19 protein-coding genes and 1 tRNA gene are annotated in these 18,784 nt (G+C 38.4%); 12 read left to right on the top strand and 8 right to left on the bottom strand.

Annotation, left to right across the window (positions count from 1 at the left end):
• Positions 1-7 precede the first annotated feature (7 nt).
• Complete coding sequence (locus DKG77_RS16750) at positions 8-418, top strand: 6-pyruvoyl trahydropterin synthase family protein (protein WP_109665776.1); 411 nt, start codon at positions 8-10, stop codon at positions 416-418.
• 33 nt (positions 419-451) lie between these two features.
• Positions 452-526: transfer RNA gene (locus DKG77_RS16745), tRNA-Val, on the top strand.
• A 6-nt stretch (positions 527-532) separates the two neighbouring features.
• On the opposite strand, the gene DKG77_RS16740 is transcribed toward DKG77_RS16745, so the two are convergent.
• The 3 genes from DKG77_RS16740 to gldJ form a co-directional block, all read right to left on the bottom strand.
• Positions 533-904, bottom strand: coding sequence for a thiol-disulfide oxidoreductase DCC family protein (locus DKG77_RS16740; protein ID WP_109665773.1), 372 nt, complete (start codon positions 902-904; stop codon positions 533-535).
• Between the two features lie 109 nt (positions 905-1,013).
• Entirely contained in the window at positions 1,014-2,288 is a 1,275-nt protein-coding gene (locus DKG77_RS16735; protein ID WP_109665770.1) for a UDP-N-acetylmuramoyl-tripeptide--D-alanyl-D-alanine ligase, read from the bottom strand.
• A 63-nt stretch (positions 2,289-2,351) separates the two neighbouring features.
• Positions 2,352-4,010 (bottom strand): gliding motility lipoprotein GldJ, encoded by a 1,659-nt coding sequence (gene gldJ, locus DKG77_RS16730; protein WP_109665768.1) that lies wholly within the window; start codon positions 4,008-4,010, stop codon positions 2,352-2,354.
• A gap of 402 nt (positions 4,011-4,412) precedes the next feature.
• Here gldJ and porV point away from each other — a divergent pair, with 402 nt between their 5' ends.
• The 6 genes from porV (at position 4,413) to DKG77_RS16700 (ending at position 10,694) form a co-directional block, all read left to right on the top strand.
• Positions 4,413-5,558: a type IX secretion system outer membrane channel protein PorV gene (porV, locus tag DKG77_RS16725; protein ID WP_109665766.1), complete on the top strand. Its 1,146-nt coding sequence runs from the start codon at positions 4,413-4,415 to the stop codon at positions 5,556-5,558.
• 75 nt (positions 5,559-5,633) lie between these two features.
• Positions 5,634-6,125, top strand: a complete 492-nt coding sequence (gene cdd, locus DKG77_RS16720) for a cytidine deaminase (protein WP_109665764.1) — start codon at positions 5,634-5,636, stop codon at positions 6,123-6,125.
• A gap of 81 nt (positions 6,126-6,206) precedes the next feature.
• Entirely contained in the window at positions 6,207-7,205 is a 999-nt protein-coding gene (gene pdhA / locus DKG77_RS16715) for a pyruvate dehydrogenase (acetyl-transferring) E1 component subunit alpha (protein ID WP_109665761.1), read from the top strand.
• A gap of 4 nt (positions 7,206-7,209) precedes the next feature.
• Positions 7,210-8,841, top strand: a complete 1,632-nt coding sequence (locus DKG77_RS16710) for a pyruvate dehydrogenase complex dihydrolipoamide acetyltransferase (protein WP_109665758.1) — start codon at positions 7,210-7,212, stop codon at positions 8,839-8,841.
• 96 nt (positions 8,842-8,937) lie between these two features.
• Positions 8,938-9,978 carry a M28 family metallopeptidase gene (locus DKG77_RS16705; RefSeq protein ID WP_109665756.1) on the top strand — a complete coding sequence of 347 codons (1,041 nt, stop codon included), beginning with the start codon at positions 8,938-8,940 and terminating at the stop codon, positions 9,976-9,978.
• A 38-nt stretch (positions 9,979-10,016) separates the two neighbouring features.
• Positions 10,017-10,694: an SDR family NAD(P)-dependent oxidoreductase gene (locus tag DKG77_RS16700; protein ID WP_109665753.1), complete on the top strand. Its 678-nt coding sequence runs from the start codon at positions 10,017-10,019 to the stop codon at positions 10,692-10,694.
• A gap of 3 nt (positions 10,695-10,697) precedes the next feature.
• Here DKG77_RS16700 and DKG77_RS16695 read toward each other — a convergent pair whose 3' ends face one another.
• Positions 10,698-11,366 (bottom strand): class I SAM-dependent methyltransferase, encoded by a 669-nt coding sequence (locus tag DKG77_RS16695; protein WP_109665751.1) that lies wholly within the window; start codon positions 11,364-11,366, stop codon positions 10,698-10,700.
• A 136-nt stretch (positions 11,367-11,502) separates the two neighbouring features.
• On the opposite strand from DKG77_RS16695, the gene DKG77_RS16690 reads away from it, so the two are divergent.
• From DKG77_RS16690 to DKG77_RS16680, 3 genes are read left to right on the top strand one after another with little or no spacing between them, the layout of a single operon-like run.
• Complete coding sequence (locus DKG77_RS16690) at positions 11,503-12,126, top strand: SprT-like domain-containing protein (RefSeq protein WP_109665748.1); 624 nt, start codon at positions 11,503-11,505, stop codon at positions 12,124-12,126.
• A gap of 21 nt (positions 12,127-12,147) precedes the next feature.
• On the top strand, positions 12,148-13,227 hold the full coding sequence (locus DKG77_RS16685; RefSeq protein ID WP_109665746.1) for a mannose-1-phosphate guanylyltransferase: 1,080 nt from the start codon (positions 12,148-12,150) through the stop codon (positions 13,225-13,227).
• A gap of 2 nt (positions 13,228-13,229) precedes the next feature.
• Entirely contained in the window at positions 13,230-14,684 is a 1,455-nt protein-coding gene (locus tag DKG77_RS16680) for a DUF389 domain-containing protein (RefSeq protein ID WP_109665743.1), read from the top strand.
• A gap of 25 nt (positions 14,685-14,709) precedes the next feature.
• Here DKG77_RS16680 and DKG77_RS16675 read toward each other — a convergent pair whose 3' ends face one another.
• Entirely contained in the window at positions 14,710-15,477 is a 768-nt protein-coding gene (locus tag DKG77_RS16675; RefSeq protein WP_109665741.1) for an ABC transporter ATP-binding protein, read from the bottom strand.
• Entirely contained in the window at positions 15,477-16,214 is a 738-nt protein-coding gene (locus DKG77_RS16670; RefSeq protein WP_109665738.1) for an MlaE family ABC transporter permease, read from the bottom strand. The genes DKG77_RS16675 and DKG77_RS16670 overlap by 1 nt, the downstream gene beginning before the upstream one ends.
• A 118-nt stretch (positions 16,215-16,332) precedes the next feature.
• On the opposite strand from DKG77_RS16670, the gene pafA reads away from it, so the two are divergent.
• The gene (pafA, locus tag DKG77_RS16665) at positions 16,333-18,003 is read left to right on the top strand and encodes an alkaline phosphatase PafA (RefSeq protein ID WP_109665735.1); all 1,671 of its coding nucleotides are present in this window, start codon (positions 16,333-16,335) and stop codon (positions 18,001-18,003) included.
• Positions 18,004-18,097: 94 nt separating this feature from the next.
• Here the strand turns inward: pafA and DKG77_RS17295 are convergent, their stop codons facing one another.
• Complete coding sequence (locus DKG77_RS17295) at positions 18,098-18,283, bottom strand: T9SS type A sorting domain-containing protein (protein ID WP_417935481.1); 186 nt, start codon at positions 18,281-18,283, stop codon at positions 18,098-18,100.
• Positions 18,223-18,768: a MopE-related protein gene (locus DKG77_RS16655; protein WP_470295046.1), complete on the bottom strand. Its 546-nt coding sequence runs from the start codon at positions 18,766-18,768 to the stop codon at positions 18,223-18,225. Before DKG77_RS16655 ends, DKG77_RS17295 begins: the two co-directional genes overlap by 61 nt.
• Between the last annotated feature and the right edge of the window lie 16 nt (positions 18,769-18,784).

The following is an 18,784-nucleotide window of genomic DNA, read 5'->3' as shown; positions in this document are numbered from 1 at the left end:
TTGTAGAATGATTGCCACAATTTGTAGAAAAGCACATTTTAATGCAGCTCATAGGCTGCATAACCCTAAATGGAGCAATGAAAAAAATGTTGAGGTTTTTGGTAAATGCAATAGCCATAATTTTCATGGGCATAATTTTGATTTGGAGGTAAGAATTAGGGGAAAGGTAAATCCTGATACTGGTTTTGTAATGGACTTAGCAGTTTTGGGAAACCTGATTAAAGAAGAGATAGAAGACAGGTTTGACCATAAGAACCTAAATGAGGATTGTCCGGAATTTAAGGAACTGTTGCCTACCACGGAATATTTTGTGAAGGTCATTTATGATATTTTGAAACCAGAACTGGAAAAGGATCAGTTACTCCACATTACCTTGCATGAAACGCAAAAGAATTCTGCTGAGTATGGAGATTGGTGACAATTTTACGATATTGCACATCTTTTCTTAAAGGGGATATTAGCTCAGTTGGTTTAGAGCGCTGCCTTGACAGGGCAGAGGTCACTGGTTCGAATCCAGTATATCCCACTTTTTTTAGAAGCTTACCGTACAGGCCTGAGATTTTCCAAACCATTTTACTCTGTTTTTGGAAGCAAGATTGTAAATGGTGTCTCTTATAATTCTAGGAATAAATGCCAACAAAGCGGAGACTAATCGCCATTTGGGTATTTTAGAAATAATTTTTAAAAACCCATCAGAGTGTGTGTACTTTCCATGATCATCAAAAAGAATTACGGTTTCCAATTGATTTGTTGAAAACCCATATTGCTTTAAAAGTTTTTGCCCTTGCGGGGATTGAAAAGGTACAAATTCAAAGATATCTTTAGGGGCAAACTTTAACAACCATCCTACCACGCCATTGCATAGATTGCATTCTCCATCAAAAACTATTGTATTTTTTTCCATGATCCTTTTGGTTTGTCAACTATTATGTCGCACAAAATGAAAGGACATTTCAGAAGGCATTGAAATAAGTGCCTGATATTATTAGAATTATGATTTATTTATGACTTGCTTACAAAAAATCCAGAACTCGTTCAAGAGCCATTCCTCTTGATCCTTTGATGAGCAAAGTGCATTTTTTAATAGGATTTTTAATCAGCATTTCTTTTAAGTCATCAAAGCTTTTAAATTTTTTGAAAGAAGTGTTTGCCCTGCAGAAGTTCTCACCAATAAGCAATACATTGGTAAAACCTAGGTTTTTAGCCAAATCTGCAATTGTTTGGTGTTCTTTTTCTGCATCTGATCCAAGCTCAAACATATCCCCAAGAATAAGGGTCTTTTCTTGCGCGTCCATCAACTGTAGATTTTCCAGGGCTACGGTCATACTTGAAGGATTTGCATTGTAGGCGTCAAGAATGATGTTGAATCCGTTTTTATCTATAATCTGAGAACGGTTGTTTTGTGGTTGATAGGATCCAATTGCACTTTTAATGTCATCCATTGCAACATTGAAATACTTCCCCATTAAAATGGCTGCACAGCAATTGGAGAAGTTATATTTGCCAATAAGCTGTGTTTCTATCCTTTCATCTTCTACTTCAATAACAACAAATGGATTTGCCTCAATAAATGTAATATTGTAGTAATCTGGACGTTCCTTACTGAACCCAAACTTTTTAACATAATGCCCCAGTTTATCACGCTGTATATCGTCATCAGCATTTAAAAAAACATACTTTTCATTAGAAATGAGATAATCATAAAGTTCGCTCTTTCCTTTGATTACACCTTCTACGCCTCCAAAACCCTCTAAGTGGGCTTTTCCAAAATTAGTTATGTAACCAAAGTCCGGTTGGGCAATATTGCTTAAAAACGCTATTTCCTTTTTATGGTTGGCTCCCATTTCAACAATGGCTATTTCTGTATCGTTCTTAATGGACAAAAGGGTGAGAGGTACCCCAATGTGGTTGTTGAGATTTCCTTTTGTGGCAATGGTGTTGTATTTTTTGGAAAGCACTTCATTAATAAGTTCCTTTGTTGTTGTTTTGCCATTGCTTCCAGTAAGAGAGATAATTTTTGCCGAGCTGTAGTTTCTATGAAATATTGATAGTTTCTGTAGCGTTTCCAACACATCTTCAACTAACAAACAATTATCTGCGGCTTCTTCTTGCTTTTCATCAATAATAGCGTAGGCAGCCCCTTTTTCAAGTGCGTCTTTTGCAAAATTATTACCATTAAAGTTTGGGCCTTTTAAGGCAAAGAACAGGCAATTCTCAACTATTTTTCTTGTATCCGTGCAAATAATTGGGTGCTCCAGAAAGAGCGCGTGAAGTTTTTCCAATCTCATAAATCGAAGATAAAAAAAAGCCCTGATTTTGGTCAGGGCTTTTATAAAATACTCTAAGTATTGTTATTTTGCTTTCTTGTGTCTTATTGTCTTATTCTTTGTTTTAGACTTTGAACCTACTCTAGACATTGCACATCTGAACCCAATATCGTCAGTTGCCATGTATTGTGGTAGATATCTACGTTGAGCTGGGTCTAGCCAAAAAGCTCGATCTCTCCAAGAACCTCCTTTATATACCCTTACTTCATCATTGATTAAAGATGTTCTATAATTGGAAGTATCATACTGACGAAGGATTTTACCAGTAGAATCTCTTTCTACCTTATGTTTTGGTGAGTCATACATTTTTCTGTTATCGTTCTCATCGCTAAACCTTTCGAAAAATCTTGAAGAACCTGGGTCGCCATCGCGATAACCACGGTTATCACTTGAAGAAAAATTGGTTCTTAGATAGGTTTCTTGTTCATCTACAGGAACTTCTTTAATTTCTCCTGGAAGATTTAAAGCTATAATCTTGCCGTTTGGTAGTGTGTCATATACAATTTCGTCCTTAAGGATTTCAACTTTTCCGTCTTCACCAATGGCTTTCTTCAAGAAAATGTTTCCACGGTAATAGTTAAAGTCACTTATTTCGTCATCAACAATGGGACGGTATACATCCGCAACCCATTCAGATACGTTACCTGCCATTTCATAAAGCCCAAAATCGTTTGGTTTGTATGATTTTACTTCTGCTGTAATATCAGCACCGTCATCTGACCATCCTGCAATTCCGCCATAATCACCTTTAGCTTGCTTAAAGTTGGCCAGTTGATCACCACGACCTACACGTTGACCATTTCTGGTGTAATCACCTTCCCATGGGTATTTCTTTCTACCTCTGTAGTTGTTGTATTCTCTAGATCCAATAAGAGCTTGAGCTGCATATTCCCACTCAGTTTCCGTTGGAAGTCTATATTCTGGCATTATGATTCCACTGCTTCTTTTGGCAAATGCATTAATGGAGTCCCTTTTCTGCTTTCCTTGAAGCGAATCTATTTGACCCTCATAAACTGATTCTGGGTTGTTCAAATAAGCTTCTGTGCTAAAGGTTCCTCCAATTTCACCGTTCAAAACCTTATATTTTGCATCTTGGGCCAAGAAACCTTCTTTTTCCAACATTGCTTCATTAACCCTATCGGTTCTCCATTCAGCATATTGAGAGGCCTGTACCCAATTTACACCAACCACCGGATATTCAGCATATGCAGGGTGTCGCAAATAATTATTGGTCATGGTCTCATTAAAGCCTAATCTGTTTCTCCATACCAATGTGTCTGGCAATGCACCAGTATAAATGTTTTTATAGTTAGGGTTTTCTGGAGGATATACGGACTTAAGATAATCCAAGTACTCTAAATACATAACATTGGTCACCTCGGTCTCATCCATATAGAATGACTGCACGTGTTGTTGCGTGGGAGTATTGTTCCAATCGTGCATAATATCGTCTTGGACCTTACCTTTGGTAAATGTTCCACCTTCAATGAACACGGTTCCCGGAGGAGTTACTTGTTCTTTAAAATCAGAATTGTATTGAAATCCACCTTCTTTAGCATTTATTTTCCATCCTGTGGCTCTAGAAACGTTCTTGGAAGAAGAGGATGAGGAATTTTTACAACTAGAAAAACTTCCCACTATAACAGCGCAAGAAAGTACAACTTTGATAAAGTGTTTTTTCATAATTTGGGCTTGAGTACTTTAAAACTTAGGGTTTCACCCCTAGCTACTTTAACTTGATTTGATTTATTAAAATCTTTGTATTGGCAATAAAACGATGTTTTAACCATAATATTTTGTGCTTGTAAAATAATTATGACAACCATCAAACAAACTTCTTCTACGATTTAAACGCTAGAGGTTTCAAAATAGTATGATTTAATTGGGTTTTTAACGGTTTTGCACTGCAAATTTAGATTCAAATTATGTGATGCAGGTTACCTTGTCTTTATGATTGATTAAAAAAAAAGGTGTTAATTACAAGAATTTTTGGAAAAGTTCGTTTACATGTAATACGTCTAAAGTTATTTTAATACTTTAGAACGCTCTGAACCTTGAACATTTACTAAACGCTAAACGCTTAAAATGAAAAAGTTACTGATATTGGTAGTGTTACTTGTCATAGCCTCACGGACAAGTGCACAACAAGAAAGAGTAATTACAACAGCTGTCCCATTCTTAACAATTGCAGCAGATGCAAGAGCATCTGGTATGGGAGATATGGGTGTGGCCACTTCTGTTGATGCTTTCTCGCAACAATGGAATCCAGCAAAATTTGCATTTGCAAACCAAAAAACCGGAATAGGAGTAAGTTATACCCCGTATTTGGAAAGCATTGTTAATGATGTTTCCTTATTAAATGCAAACTTTTACAACAAAATCAATGATCGTAGTGCTTTTGCTGCGAGCATACGGTATTTTGGCTTGGGAGAAATAGAACTTCGCCAAACAATTGATGAAGACGCTACCTTAGTAAAGCCTAATGAATTTGCAATAGACGGATCATATTCCTTAAAGCTTAGCCAAACATTTTCTATGGCTGTAGGAGGAAGGTTCATCAGTTCAAATCTTAGATTTCAAGATGGTACGCAAGACTCGCAGGCCGCTAACGCTTTTGCGGTGGATATTGCAGGTTTTTTCCGCTCTAGAGAGATAGCCTATAATAGTTTTGATGGTCGTTGGAGGGCAGGATTCAATATTTCCAACCTTGGTGGAAAGATTCAATACGATGCTGGCGGTCAGGAAAACTTTTTGCCCACAAACTTAAAGTTTGGAGCTGGTTTTGATTTCATCCTAGACCAAGACAATATATTAGGACTTACTACGGAGTTCAATAAGTTATTGGTGCCAACACCAAGGGACTTCACAGGAGATGGACTAATTACTGCAGAGGACAACAATGAATATCAGCAAATAGGTTTTTTAAGTGGAGCTTTTGAATCCTTAGGAGATGCTCCTGATGGTTTTGGAGAAGAACTAAAAGAAGTTACATGGGCATTGGGCGCAGAGTACAAATACCAAGAAGCGTTCATGTTACGTGCCGGGTATTTTAATGAAAACGAAGAAAAAGGTGCTAGACAATTCTTTACTTTAGGAGCAGGTTTTAAATTTAAGGCTGCGCAGATAGACCTTTCTTACTTGTTTTCTACTTCTCAAGTTAGGAATCCTTTAGAAAATACGTTGCGATTCTCACTTACCTTTAATTTTGGTGAGGAGTATGTGAATGACTAAGCAAGTACAATAAAATCATAAGAAAACCTGTCCATCGACAGGTTTTCTTATTTTTGGTCAATACCTAACATCAAAATGAAAAAACAGCACATTGGTTTTGAGCTTTCCGTTTACGATAACAAGGAAGCGCTATCACAAAACGAACAGAAATTGTTAAGTGAAGCTGAACTGGCTAGAGAAAATGCATATGCGCCGTATTCCAATTTTAAAGTAGGTGCAGCAGTTTTACTGGAAAATGGAGAGACTGTTATTGGAAACAATCAAGAAAATTCATCATACCCATCTGGACTTTGTGCAGAGCGTGTGGCCATATTCCAGGCAGGAGCAAAATATCCGGGTATTGGCATCACATCCATAGCTATTAGTGCAACCTCCAAAGATTATGTAGTTGATTCTCCAGCAGGCCCATGCGGTAATTGTAGACAATCGATTATAGAGTATGAACAGAAACAAAAGTCGCCCATTTCCATATTGCTTAGAGGAGAAACGGGGCCTATTTATAAATGTGATTCTGTAGCTGATATTTTGCCTTTAGCTTTTAGTAGTTCATTTTTAAGTGATTCTTAAACCAAATCTTTTTACAAAACAGATATATATGTATTTTTGCTTTTCTCCAACACTGGAGAATTTCATATAATATAACCGTTGATGAAAAAAATCACCAAAGAAGTTTACCTAAAATGGTATGAGGACATGTTGTTCTGGAGAAAGTTTGAGGACAAATTGGCCGCAGTATATATTCAGCAAAAAGTTAGGGGTTTCCTTCACTTATATAATGGTCAGGAAGCAGTTTTGGCAGGTTCGTTGCATGCAATGGATTTGACCAAGGACAGAATGATAACTGCCTATAGAAACCACGTACAGCCAATTGGTATGGGTGTAGACCCTAAACGTGTAATGGCCGAACTTTTTGGTAAAGTAACAGGTACATCCAAAGGTATGGGTGGTTCCATGCATATTTTCTCCAAAGAACATCGGTTTTATGGAGGACACGGTATAGTTGGTGGGCAGATTCCTTTAGGAGCCGGATTGGCTTTTGCTGATAAATACTTTAAAAGAGATGCGGTAACCCTTTGCTATATGGGTGATGGCGCAGTTCGTCAAGGTTCTTTGCATGAAGCTTTCAATTTGGCTATGCTATGGCAGTTGCCAGTAGTATTTATCTGTGAAAACAATGGGTACGCTATGGGAACTTCGGTTGCTCGCACATCCTATTCCACAGATATTTGGAAGTTAGGACTTGGGTATGAGATGCCTTGCGGTCCTGTTGATGGAATGGATCCTGCTATTGTTGCCAAAGAAGTGGATAAGGCTGTTGAGAGAGCGCGCACCGGTGGTGGACCTACTTTCTTAGAGATGAAGACGTATCGTTATCGTGGACATTCCATGTCAGATGCACAGCATTATCGTACTAAAGAAGAGGTGGAAGAGTATAAAAAAATTGACCCAATAAGTCAGGTCAAGGAAATTATTCTTGAAAAAGGATATGCAACTGAAGATGAAATTAAAGAGATGGACAAACGGGTTAAGGATTTGGTGGCAGAATGTGAAAAGTTCGCCGAAGAATCAGATTTCCCACCAGTTCAGCAGATGTACGATACCGTTTACGAACAAAAAGATTATCCATTTTTACAACATAAATTATAAGTAGATGGCAGAAGTAATCAACATGCCTAGATTGAGTGATACCATGGAGGAAGGCACCGTGGCCAAATGGCTCAAGAACGTAGGGGACAAAATAGAGGAAGGTGATATTTTGGCCGAAATTGAAACGGACAAAGCCACAATGGAATTTGAATCCTTTCATGAAGGAACACTACTACATATTGGTATACAGGAAGGAGATGGTGCTCCTGTTGATTCGCTTTTGGCCATAATTGGTGAAGATGGAGAAGATATTTCTGCATTGTTAAATGGAGGCGGTAGTGCGCAGCCACTAGCTGAAGCTCCAGCAGAAATAGAAAGCTCTGCTGAAACTCCAGTTGCTCCAGTTGCTGCAAGTACTGAAATTCCAGAAGGGGTTGAAATTATTACCATGCCACGCTTAAGCGATACAATGGAAGAAGGTACGGTAGCGGCTTGGTTAAAAAAGGTAGGAGATACTGTAGAAGAAGGCGATATTTTGGCTGAGATTGAAACAGACAAAGCCACCATGGAGTTTGAATCTTTTTATTCAGGTGTGTTATTGCATATCGGAATTCAAGAAGGTGAGTCTGCTCCGGTAGATGAAGTTTTAGCCGTAATAGGACCAGAAGGAACAGATGTGAACGCTGTGCTTAGTGCTCCAAGTTCAAGTGCTGCTGAAAGTACTGTAAAAAAGGAAGACCAAGTAACCGAGCAATCCAAAACACCGGAGAAAGCCGCAGAAGTTATTTCTTCACAAAACGGACAGCGTATTTTGGCTTCTCCATTGGCAAAGAAAATTGCTAGTGATAAAGGAATCAATTTGTCTGATGTTACCGGTTCGGGGGATCATGGAAGAATAGTAAAACGGGATGTTGAGAATTACAAACCTTCAGCCTCAGTTGCGCCTGTTGCCGCTGCACCTTCCGAAACTAAGGCCGCCGCTCCAATGGCGCCAATTAATTTACCTGTTGGAGAAGAAAGCATGGAAGAAGTAAAGAACTCTTCAATGCGCAAAGCAATAACAAAGCACTTGGGCGCATCAAAATTTACTGCACCGCATTTCTACCTTACTATAGAGGTGGATATGGACAATGCAAAAGCCTCAAGAGCGCAGATCAACAATTTGCCAGATACCAAGGTATCTTTTAATGACATGGTGCTAAAAGCCTGTGCCATGGCACTAAAAAAACATCCACAGGTAAATACAACATGGACGGATGATGCCACAATCTACAAGCACCATATTCATATGGGAGTAGCCGTAGCTGTTGATGAAGGCCTTGTGGTGCCTGTAATAAAATTTGCTGACAACCTAAGTTTGACCCAACTTGGTGCCTCAGTAAAAGATTTGGCCGGAAGAGCAAGATCCAAAAAGATAAAACCGGATGAGATGGAAGGCAGCACATTCACTGTTTCCAACTTAGGAATGTTCGGAATCTTGGAATTCACATCAATTATCAACAAACCAAACTCTGCTATTTTGTCCGTTGGGGCCATAGTTGAGAAACCTGTTGTAAAAAATGGTGAAATTGTAGTTGGGAGTACAATGAAAGTAACATTGGCATGTGATCATAGAACTGTTGATGGTGCTGTTGGAGCTCAGTTTTTACAGACCCTTAGAGCTTATTTAGAGAATCCGGTTACGATGTTGGCATAAAATCATTGCCACTTCGATTGCCGTAAAAAACAATAAAAATTGAAAGCATCCTTTTAAGGATGCTTTTTTTATCTTTAAAAACATAAATCAATTAAGATGAGAAAAGTTTTAAGCTTTTTTTCAATAGCACTGATATTAAGCTGCGGTTCTACGCAAATAGTTGAAACCACAACGGTCAGTCCGTCAGCAGGACCTTCAGGTCCGGAAGGAGTTAAAGGTAGTGTGGTTGAAGAGGTTTCAGAAATAAAAGCTTCAGGTGATTCAGAAGCTGAATTTACAAATGCAAAACAGATTGGAACCTTGATGAATTATTTGGCTTCGGATGACCTAAAAGGCCGAGATTCAGGTAGCGAAGGCATTGAAATGGCAGCAAAGTATATTAAAAATCATTTCAAATCAAATGGTGTTGCGCCTTATTTTAAATCATATAGGGATACTCTTTCTAACTATAAGAAAACATCTTATAACGTTGTTGGAGTGGTGGAAGGAAACGACCCGATATTGAAGAATGAATACATTTTAATTGGGGCTCATTACGATCATATTGGAATTATTACTATTGATAAAGGGGATGCCATTGCCAATGGAGCTAACGATAATGCATCTGGAACAGCTACAGTAATGGAATTGGCTCGTTATTTTGGAACTAAAAAGACCAATAAGCGCAGTTTAATTTTTGCTTTGTTCAGTGCAGAAGAAAAAGGATTGTTGGGTTCAGAGCATTTAGCAAAAAAACTTAAAGCACAGAATTTGAACTTATATACAATGCTGAATTTTGAGATGACAGGAGTACCATTAAGAGGAAAGGACTATTTGGTTTATATTACAGGGTATAAAAAATCTAATTTGGCAGAAGTAAGCAATGTATATGCCAAAGAGAAACTGGTAGGTTTTTTACCAACGGCTAGAGAATATAGTTTATTCCAGCGATCGGACAATTATCCGTTCCATACAGAATTTGGAGTCCCATCACATACCTATTGCACTTTTGATTTCACCAATTTTGACCACTATCATAAAGTAGGGGATGAAATAAGCCTTATGGATTTTGATCATATGGCAATCTTGGTCAATAAAATGTTGCCTGTTATAGAGGGTATTTCCAATGCTTCTGAGCAGGAAATCAAGGTAAACTAATTCATAATATAACTTCAAACGTAGTTGAAGTATCTCGTATGGCAAATATTATTATAACAGGAACAAGTAGAGGAATTGGTCTTGAACTGGTGAAGTTGTTTGCCCATGAAGGGCACCAGGTTTTGGCACTGTCCAGAAACGAAAAACCAGTTACCGATTTAAAACTTCCCAACGTGCATAGTTTTTCTTTTGACTTGGGGAATGCCGCTGACTTTGAAAAAGTAACTGATTTCATTCAAAAGTGGGATGCGGTGGACGTTCTCATAAATAATGCAGGGCGTTTGCTCAACAAACCTTTTTTGGAAACCGCCCAGGAAGAATTTGAAGCGGTGTACAAAGTAAATGTATTTGGTGTGGCCAAAATGACCAAGACCATATTGCCAAAAATGGGAAAAACAGGACATGTAGTTACCATCAGCTCTATGGGGGGAGTGCAGGGCAGCATGAAATTCCCGGGTCTTTCTGCATACAGCTCAAGCAAAGGCGCTGTAATAACACTTTCAGAACTCTGGGCCGAAGAATTTAAAGAAACAGGCCCCAGCTTTAATGTGTTGGCTTTAGGAGCCGTACAAACAGAAATGTTGGAGGAAGCTTTTCCGGGTTACCAGGCACCAGTATCTGCTTTGGAAATGGCAACCTATATCAAGGATTTTGCCCTTACAGGCCATAAAATGTATAACGGGAAGTTACTTCAGGTATCCTCTTCAACCCCCTGATTTCTATTTTGATTCTTCTTTCTTGAAAATATAAAAATCGGCAAACGAAGTTGTTTTTGGGTTTCTTTTGTCAAAAGGGAATTTGTTTGGAACATGCTTGATCAGCTTAAAATCTGGTTTATTTTGTTCCACCCAATCTGTAAACTTTCTGTGTTTTACATGCACCGCGGTTTCCTCATTTTCTGTAGTGTTTGATGAGTATACAATGACATAGTTGGAAGAAGCATTGAACAGATTGTTCATATATTGAAAAAAGGTTTCATCTTCAATTAAATGATAGATCACATCCAGGCTGAGTGAAAGATCAAATGTTTGACCCTGGTATTCGCTAACGTGAAAGAATGAAGTAGAAGTGTCATTTTTAAAAGTTTCCCTACATTTTTCAATAATTGTATTGCTTACGTCATAGGCTGTATAAGACTTAAGTCTAAAAAACTTCAATTGGTTTCCATCTCCACAACCAAACTCTACTACAGTTTCTATATTTTTTTCAGTAACAAATGAGTTAATAATTTCCGCTTTGAACTTGGCAAGTCTGTTATAAGATCCTGCTCCGGAATTGCCTCCAACCTTGTAACGGTCTTCCCAGTACTGTTTGGAAGTTTCAAATTCAATGTTTGTGGAGTCTTTTTTTTTTAAAAGCGAAGAAAGTGCTCGTAGTATTTTGGACATACTTTTTTGGGGCTTAATAATCAGGGTTATGCGGGCAAAATAGACATACTTCTCTTCCTTTGCAAATAGATCTTTAGGTATTTTTCAATACGATTTAGATTCCAAGATGATTCATAAATAAACTACTTTTGAATTCATGGATGATGTTCTCCAAAAATACCTTCCAGATTTAGCAGTAGCACCTTGTTTTGCTTTAATACAGCAGCATGGAGTGCATTTGAAAATTGTTGATCACAGGGTAACGCGGCATGGTGATTATAGGAAAATGCCCAACGGACTGCATCAAATTACCGTAAATGCTTCACTGAACAAGTATCGATTCTTGATTACGCTTGTTCATGAAATTGCCCATTTGGTTGCCTTTGAAAAATATGGACGGTTTATTAAACCTCATGGAATTGAATGGAAAAGCACTTTTCAGCATATGATGATTCCTTTTATACGGCCAGAGATTTTTCCTTCTAAATTGTTGCCTATCATCGCGAATCACTTTAAGAACCCAAAGGCTAGCAGTAGCACGGATGCGCACTTATCAATAGCACTAAAAGCTTTTGACAAAGAAGAAAGGAAAAACAGTTATGTATTTGAATTACCAATAGGTAGTACCTTTCGCTTGTATAATGGGCGTTTGTTCAAGAAAGGAAAAAAAAGAGTAAAACGATATGAATGTATCGAATTATCTACGGGTAGGTTATATTTGTTCCAGCCCAATGCAGAGGTAGAACGGATTCAGGATAAACATATTGAGCCACCATTTTAAAATAAGAAATACAGAGCAAGCATGAACAAGAATTATTATGCAGTATTAATGGCAGGGGGCGTAGGTTCCCGTTTCTGGCCTGTTAGCACATCTTCCTACCCCAAACAGTTTCATGATATGTTAGGGACCGGTAAAACCTTAATTCAAAAAACATTTGACCGCCTTAACCGGTTCATCCCAACCGAAAATATTTTGATCCTTACCAATGAGCGCTATAACGAGTTGGTTTTGGAACAGTTGCCCATGGTTACAAAAGAGCAGGTAGTTTTAGAGCCTGCAATGCGAAATACGGCACCCTGTATTTTGTATGCTTCATTGAAAATTCAGAAAATGAATCCCAATGCGGTGATGATCGTAGCGCCAAGTGACCATTGGATTGAAGATGAACAGGCCTTTGAGGATAATGTTAAAGCCTGTTTTGATAAATGTGAAAAAGAGGAAGTGCTTTGTACGTTGGGTATTCAACCTACATTTCCCAATACAGGTTTTGGATATATTGAGTTTGAAAAAGGTAGTGACAAAAAATTAAAAAAAGTATCTCAATTTAGAGAGAAACCGGACTATGAAACTGCCAAGGAGTTTTTGGAACAAGGCAATTTTCTGTGGAATGCAGGAATATTTATGTGGAGTGTATCTACAATTGTAAATGCTTTTAAAAATTATCAACCTAGTCAGTTTGAGTTGTTTCAAGACGGTATTGCATGCTACAACACTGTTGATGAAAAACCATTTATCCAGGAAAACTATGCCAAGGCAGAAAACATTTCGATAGATTACGCTATATTGGAGCAATCCAAATCCATTTTTACCCTGCCTGCTACTTTTGACTGGAATGACCTGGGAACATGGGGCGCTCTTTATGACAAATTAGACAAAGATGAATCGGAAAATGCAATTGTCAATAGCAAAGCACTGTTGCAAGATGCCAAAGGAAACATGATACGTTCCCCTAAAGGAAAAATTGTTGTTGTTGATGGATTGGAAGATTACATCATTGTGGATAAAGAGGAGGTTTTACTTATTTATCCTAAATCTAAGCAGCAGGATATTAAGAAAGTGCTTGTTCAGGTAAAAGAAGAGTTTGGCGAGCAATACACATAGATATGAGTGAACATTTGTTTGGTGGGAACGATGCTCCCAATCAGGATAGCGGAGACGAGGTAAAAAAAGACTTTAAAGGCCTGTTGGGCAGCATACGTAAGTTTCTTTCAGATCTTCTGGAAATAAGGACCAATACAGATGCTGTCGCCACTAAGGAGTCCATAATCGCGGATATTCCTTTTAAAGGACATACTTCTTGGATTCTTATCTGTTCCATTTTTATAGCTTCGATAGGACTTAATGCAAACTCCACTGCCGTTGTTATTGGAGCAATGTTGATTTCGCCTTTAATGGGGCCTATTTTAGGAATGGGACTTTCTTTGGCAATCAACGATATAGATACATTACGTAGATCTATCAAAAATTTTGCCGTGATGGTGGTGCTGAGTGTAATCACGGCTTTTTTGTTTTTCTATTTGTTTCCACTTAGGGATGAATCTTCAGAACTTTTGGCAAGAACGAAACCGGATATTCGAGATGTTTTAATAGCATTTTTTGGTGGTTTGGCCTTGGTGATTGCCCGTGCCAAAAAAGGGACAATAGCCAGTGTTATTTTTGGAGTTGCCATTGCCACTGCACTTATGCCTCCATTATGTACTGTAGGTTTTGGGTTGGCCATTGGTAAACCATGGTATGCAGCAGGTGCAATGTACTTGTTTACCATTAACACCATTTTTATTGGTTTGGCCACTTTTTTGGTAATTAAGTTTTTAAGGTTTCCAATGGTGCGCTACGCAAATTCGCAAAGACGCCGATTTATTGCAAGAGTGGCTTCCATTACAGGTATTTTGGTTATGATTCCTGCGGGATTCACATTTTACCAAGTATTCCAAGAATCTTTGTTTAAAAAACAGGCACAGGAGTTCTTAAAGGAGACCATTGAGGTGTATCAGTTTAATGCATCTGGCCGTTATGTGGATAACCTTACCAAAATTCAATATGTTGATGACGGAACACCGTTAATAGAGTTAGTCTGTATGGGCGATGAATTAATACCTGAAAACATCATAAATACATGGAGGGTTCAAAAGAATGAATATTCCAGATTAAAGGATGCTGAGTTTCGAATTTTACAAGGAGGAAAAGATGATTCAGAAGAGAAGTTCAACTACGTTAGCGAGCTTTATGAGAAAAATAAGGCCGAATTGCTGAACAAAGATGAACAGATTCGATTACTGGAAGAAGAAGTTGCCAATTTAACCAAGAATGCGGGCAAACAAATTCCATTCAGAAATATAAGTGCAGAGGCCAAAGCAAATTATGAAAATGTTGCAGGTTTAGGTTTCTCTTATCAGATGCAGACAGATTTTAATAAGTTGGACACAGTTCCCGTATTTGAAGTGAAATGGAAAGATGGTATTAGAGGAGACCAGAAGGAAACAGATGCTAAAAAGATGGCTGCTTGGTTAAAACTTAGGCTTCAGGATACCACACTTGTTGTTAAGGAAGTAGAATAACAATTCTATCACCTATCGCTAAATATCAATTCCTTTCTTCAATATACATTTGGCGTACTTTTTTAAAGAGTTCTGAAGAGTAAACAAAGTTGGTTACAGCTTCATTGTCAGTTTTAAAGATTTCTTTATTGGTGCCTTCCCATTCTTTATGACCATCTTTTAGAAAAATGATTTTTTCTCCAATTTCCATAACGGAATTCATGTCATGGGTATTGATGATAGTGGTTATGTTGTATTCCTTAGTTATTTCTTGAATAAGATTATCAATCAATATTGCGGTTTTTGGATCTAGACCAGAATTGGGTTCGTCGCAAAAAAGATATTTTGGGTTCATAACTATAGCTCTGGCAATAGCAACCCTTTTTTTCATTCCCCCAGATATTTCGGAAGGAAATTTTTTATGTGCATCAATAAGGTTTACGCGCTCTAAAACAAAATCTACCCGTTCTTGCATTTCAGCTTTAGACTGTTTTGTGAACATGCCCAGCGGGAACATTACGTTTCCTTCAACAGTCATAGAATCAAATAGGGCGCTTCCTTGAAAGACCATCCCCATTTCTTGTCTTAGATTACGCCTTTCACTGTTAGAAAGTTCAGAATAAAACCGGCCGTTATAGCAAATTTGGCCTTCTTCAGGTTCAAATAACCCTAATAAACATTTTAAGAAGACCGTTTTTCCAGAACCACTTTGGCCTATGACCAAATTTGTCTTTCCATCTTCAAAAGTAGTGCTGATGCCCTTGAGCACATGGGTATCTCCAAACGATTTATGAATGTTTTCAACTTCTATCATCAGCCTAACATTAGTTGTGTAAGGGTATAATTCAAAATAATGATCACCACACTTGTCCAAACAAAAGCGGTGGTACTTGCCTTACCTACCTCTAAAGCGCCTCCTTTCATGTAAAAGCCATGATAAGAAGGTACTGTGGCAATAACAAAGGCAAATACTAAGGTTTTTATAAATGAATAGGTGACATGAAACGAATCAAAATCTAGCTGCAATCCCTTAATAAACTCTCCGCTTGGGGCATAACCGCCAAAAACTGCTGCAACCCATCCACCAAGAATACCAACATACATGGCAATAGCAACAGCAAAAGGATACATTAGCATTGCAATTATCTTAGGAAAAACCAAATAGTTCAAGGAGTTCACTCCCATGACCTCGAGTGCATCTATCTGCTCCGTGACCCTCATGGTGCCTATACTGGAAGTGATGTAAGAACCAACTTTACCGGCCATGATTATTGAAGTAAAAGTGGGGGCGAATTCTAAAATAACAGACTGTCTTGTTGCAAAACCAATAAGGCTTTTTGGTAAAAACGGACTATTTAGATTTAAGGCTGTCTGTATAGTAACAACCCCTCCAATAAAGAAAGCAATAAAAATGATGATGCCAAGAGAGCCAAAAATCAACTCATCGATTTCTTTTAAAATCAGGGATCTCATGATTGGCCATTTGGTTGGTTTTTTAAATACCTCCCATATCATGATGAAGTATTTTCCAATCGCTTCAAGATAGTTCATGCACTAAAAATAGACTTGCAGCCATAAAAATAAGAATATTGATGTGTATTTAACCTTCATTTAAAGTTTTAAAAAGATAAATGAATAGTTTTGCTCCTGTTTAGCAATAATTCGATCCATGAGAAAAACGAACCTCTTAGTCTTACTGCTGGTTTTATTTACGGCCAGTTCATCTTTTGCACAGCGCAAAGGAAAAAATGGAATCCCTGAAAAACCAAAACAAATAGCACATTCTCCAAAATTGGTAGTGGGGATTGTTGTAGATCAAATGCGTTATGATTACCTGACCCGTTTTTGGAACCACTATGGTGAAGGTGGGTTTAAGCGTTTGGTAAATAGTGGGTTCAATTGTAAAAACCATCATTTTAATTATGCCCCTACAAGTACAGGGCCTGGTCATGCATCTGTTTATACGGGGACTACCCCGGCCACACATGGTATAATAGGCAATAATTGGTATGACAAAACTCAGGATAAAGAGGTTTACTGTGCGGGAGATGATACATACGAGTCAGTAGGTACGTCTTCTGACGCAGGAAAAATGTCACCACATCGTATGCTGAGCACGACCATAACAGATCAACTAAGACTTCATACCCAGAAAAGAGGGAAGGTGATTGCTGTGGCATTAAAAGATAGGGGAGCGGTACTGCCTGGCGGACATACTGCGAATGCTGCCTATTGGTTTGAAGGTGGTGATACGGGTAAATGGATAAGCAGTACCTACTATATGCAACAGCTCCCCAAATGGGTTGATGATTTTAATGGGTCTAACAAAATTAAGGCGTACAAAAAGGCATGGACAACATTGAAGGATGTTAGCTTATACTTGGAAAGTGGCACTGATAATAATGCTTATGAAGGGGTGTTTGAAGATGAAGCTACACCTACCTTTCCACATAGCACACCAAATTTATTGAATAAAGAAAAGGATTTTGAAATTCTAAAATATACCCCTTACGGCAACAGTATTACTGCCGATTTTGCTTTGGAAGCCTTGGAAAAAGAAAATTTGGGGACTGATGCCATTACAGATTTTTTAGCAATCAGTTTTTCAAGCACTGATTATATCGGGCACAAATATGGTGTGAATTCCAAAGAAGTTCAAGATGCATATTTACGATTGGATGTGGACTTAGAACGGATTTTGAATACCCTAGATCAAAAAGTAGGCGTAGGTCAGTACACAGTATTCTTGACCGCTGATCATGGTGCCATCAATGTACCTGCATATTTAAAGGATCAAAAAATTCCAGCTGGATATTTGGAAATGGATGGGAATAAAGAAAAGTTTGATGAATTCTTGAAATATAAATATGGGACCACGGACATTGTGAAGGGGATTAGTAATTATCAAGTTTTTTTGGATAGAAAAGTTATTGATAACCTTGATATGGATTTAGACAATGTACAAGAGGAAATTGCATTTGAATTATTGGGATATGAAGGTATTGCCAAAACCTATACAGGTTATCAGATGTGGCAAAATGAGTATACTAAAGGGCTGCCTAACATTATACAAAACGGATGGAACCAAAAACGTTCTGGGGACGTGATTTATGTGCAGAAACCCGGTTTTGTTTCATATCCAAGAATGGGTTCCACACATGGTTCACCTATGATTTACGACACTCATGTGCCTTTGTTGTTTTATGGAAACGGAATAAAAAAGGGTAGTACCACCAACCATACTGAAATCCCAGATATTGCGCCTACCGTATCAACTTTGTTGGGGATAGCTTTTCCTAATGGGACTACTGGAAGGCCGATAGGAGAGGTTTTGGATTGATTGGAAAGAAAGGACCTCATAGTGTGATAGTTTGGAATTATCATTTTTAAGAATGAATTGGTCAAATCAAGTATTACTGAAAACTATTAGACTTCTATTTTACTGTCATGATTTTCTTTATGAACTTCTTTGAATTTTTCAAATCCAGAAATATCAGAGTATAGACTCCTTGTTGTAACCCCTGAAGATTTAACACATCCTGAACTTTATCCGTAAGCACTAATCTCCCGTTGCTATCAAATATCGAAACATTATATGTGGTATTTTCCGGACCCGATATATACAGTAGTTCTTTAGTAGGGACCGGATAAACTGAAAATCCATCGTCTCTGGATTTCTCAATGATTTCTGAGATATTCGTGTCGGCATCATTTTTGTCCAATGTTGCGGGATCGCAGTNTCGCAGTCGTCATCGATGCCGTTGTATGGGATCTCTTCCTGACCTGGATTGACGGCCTGGTCGCCATCGTCACAGTCATCGGCGTTGTCGTAGCCGTCCCCGTCCATGTCGTCGTCCAATGTTGCGGGATCGCAGTCGTCATCGATTCCGTTGTATGGGATCTCCTCCTGTCCTGGATTGACGGCCTGGTCGCCATCGTCACAGTCATCGGCGTTGTCGTAGCCGTCCCCGTCCATGTCGTCGTCCAATGTTGCGGGGTCGCAGTCGTCGTCGATTCCGTTGTATGGGATCTCTTCCTGACCTGGATTGACGGTCTGGTCGCCATCGTCACAGTCATCGGCGTTGTCGTAGCCGTCCCCGTCCATGTCGTCGTCCAATGTT

Origin of the sequence: Flagellimonas aquimarina (assembly GCF_003149745.1) — a bacterium.
In the GTDB taxonomy this organism is placed as follows: Bacteria; Bacteroidota; Bacteroidia; order Flavobacteriales; family Flavobacteriaceae; genus Flagellimonas; species Flagellimonas aquimarina.
Note: the sequence above shows the minus strand (reverse complement) of the source record. Positions and strands in the feature narration are given on the sequence as shown.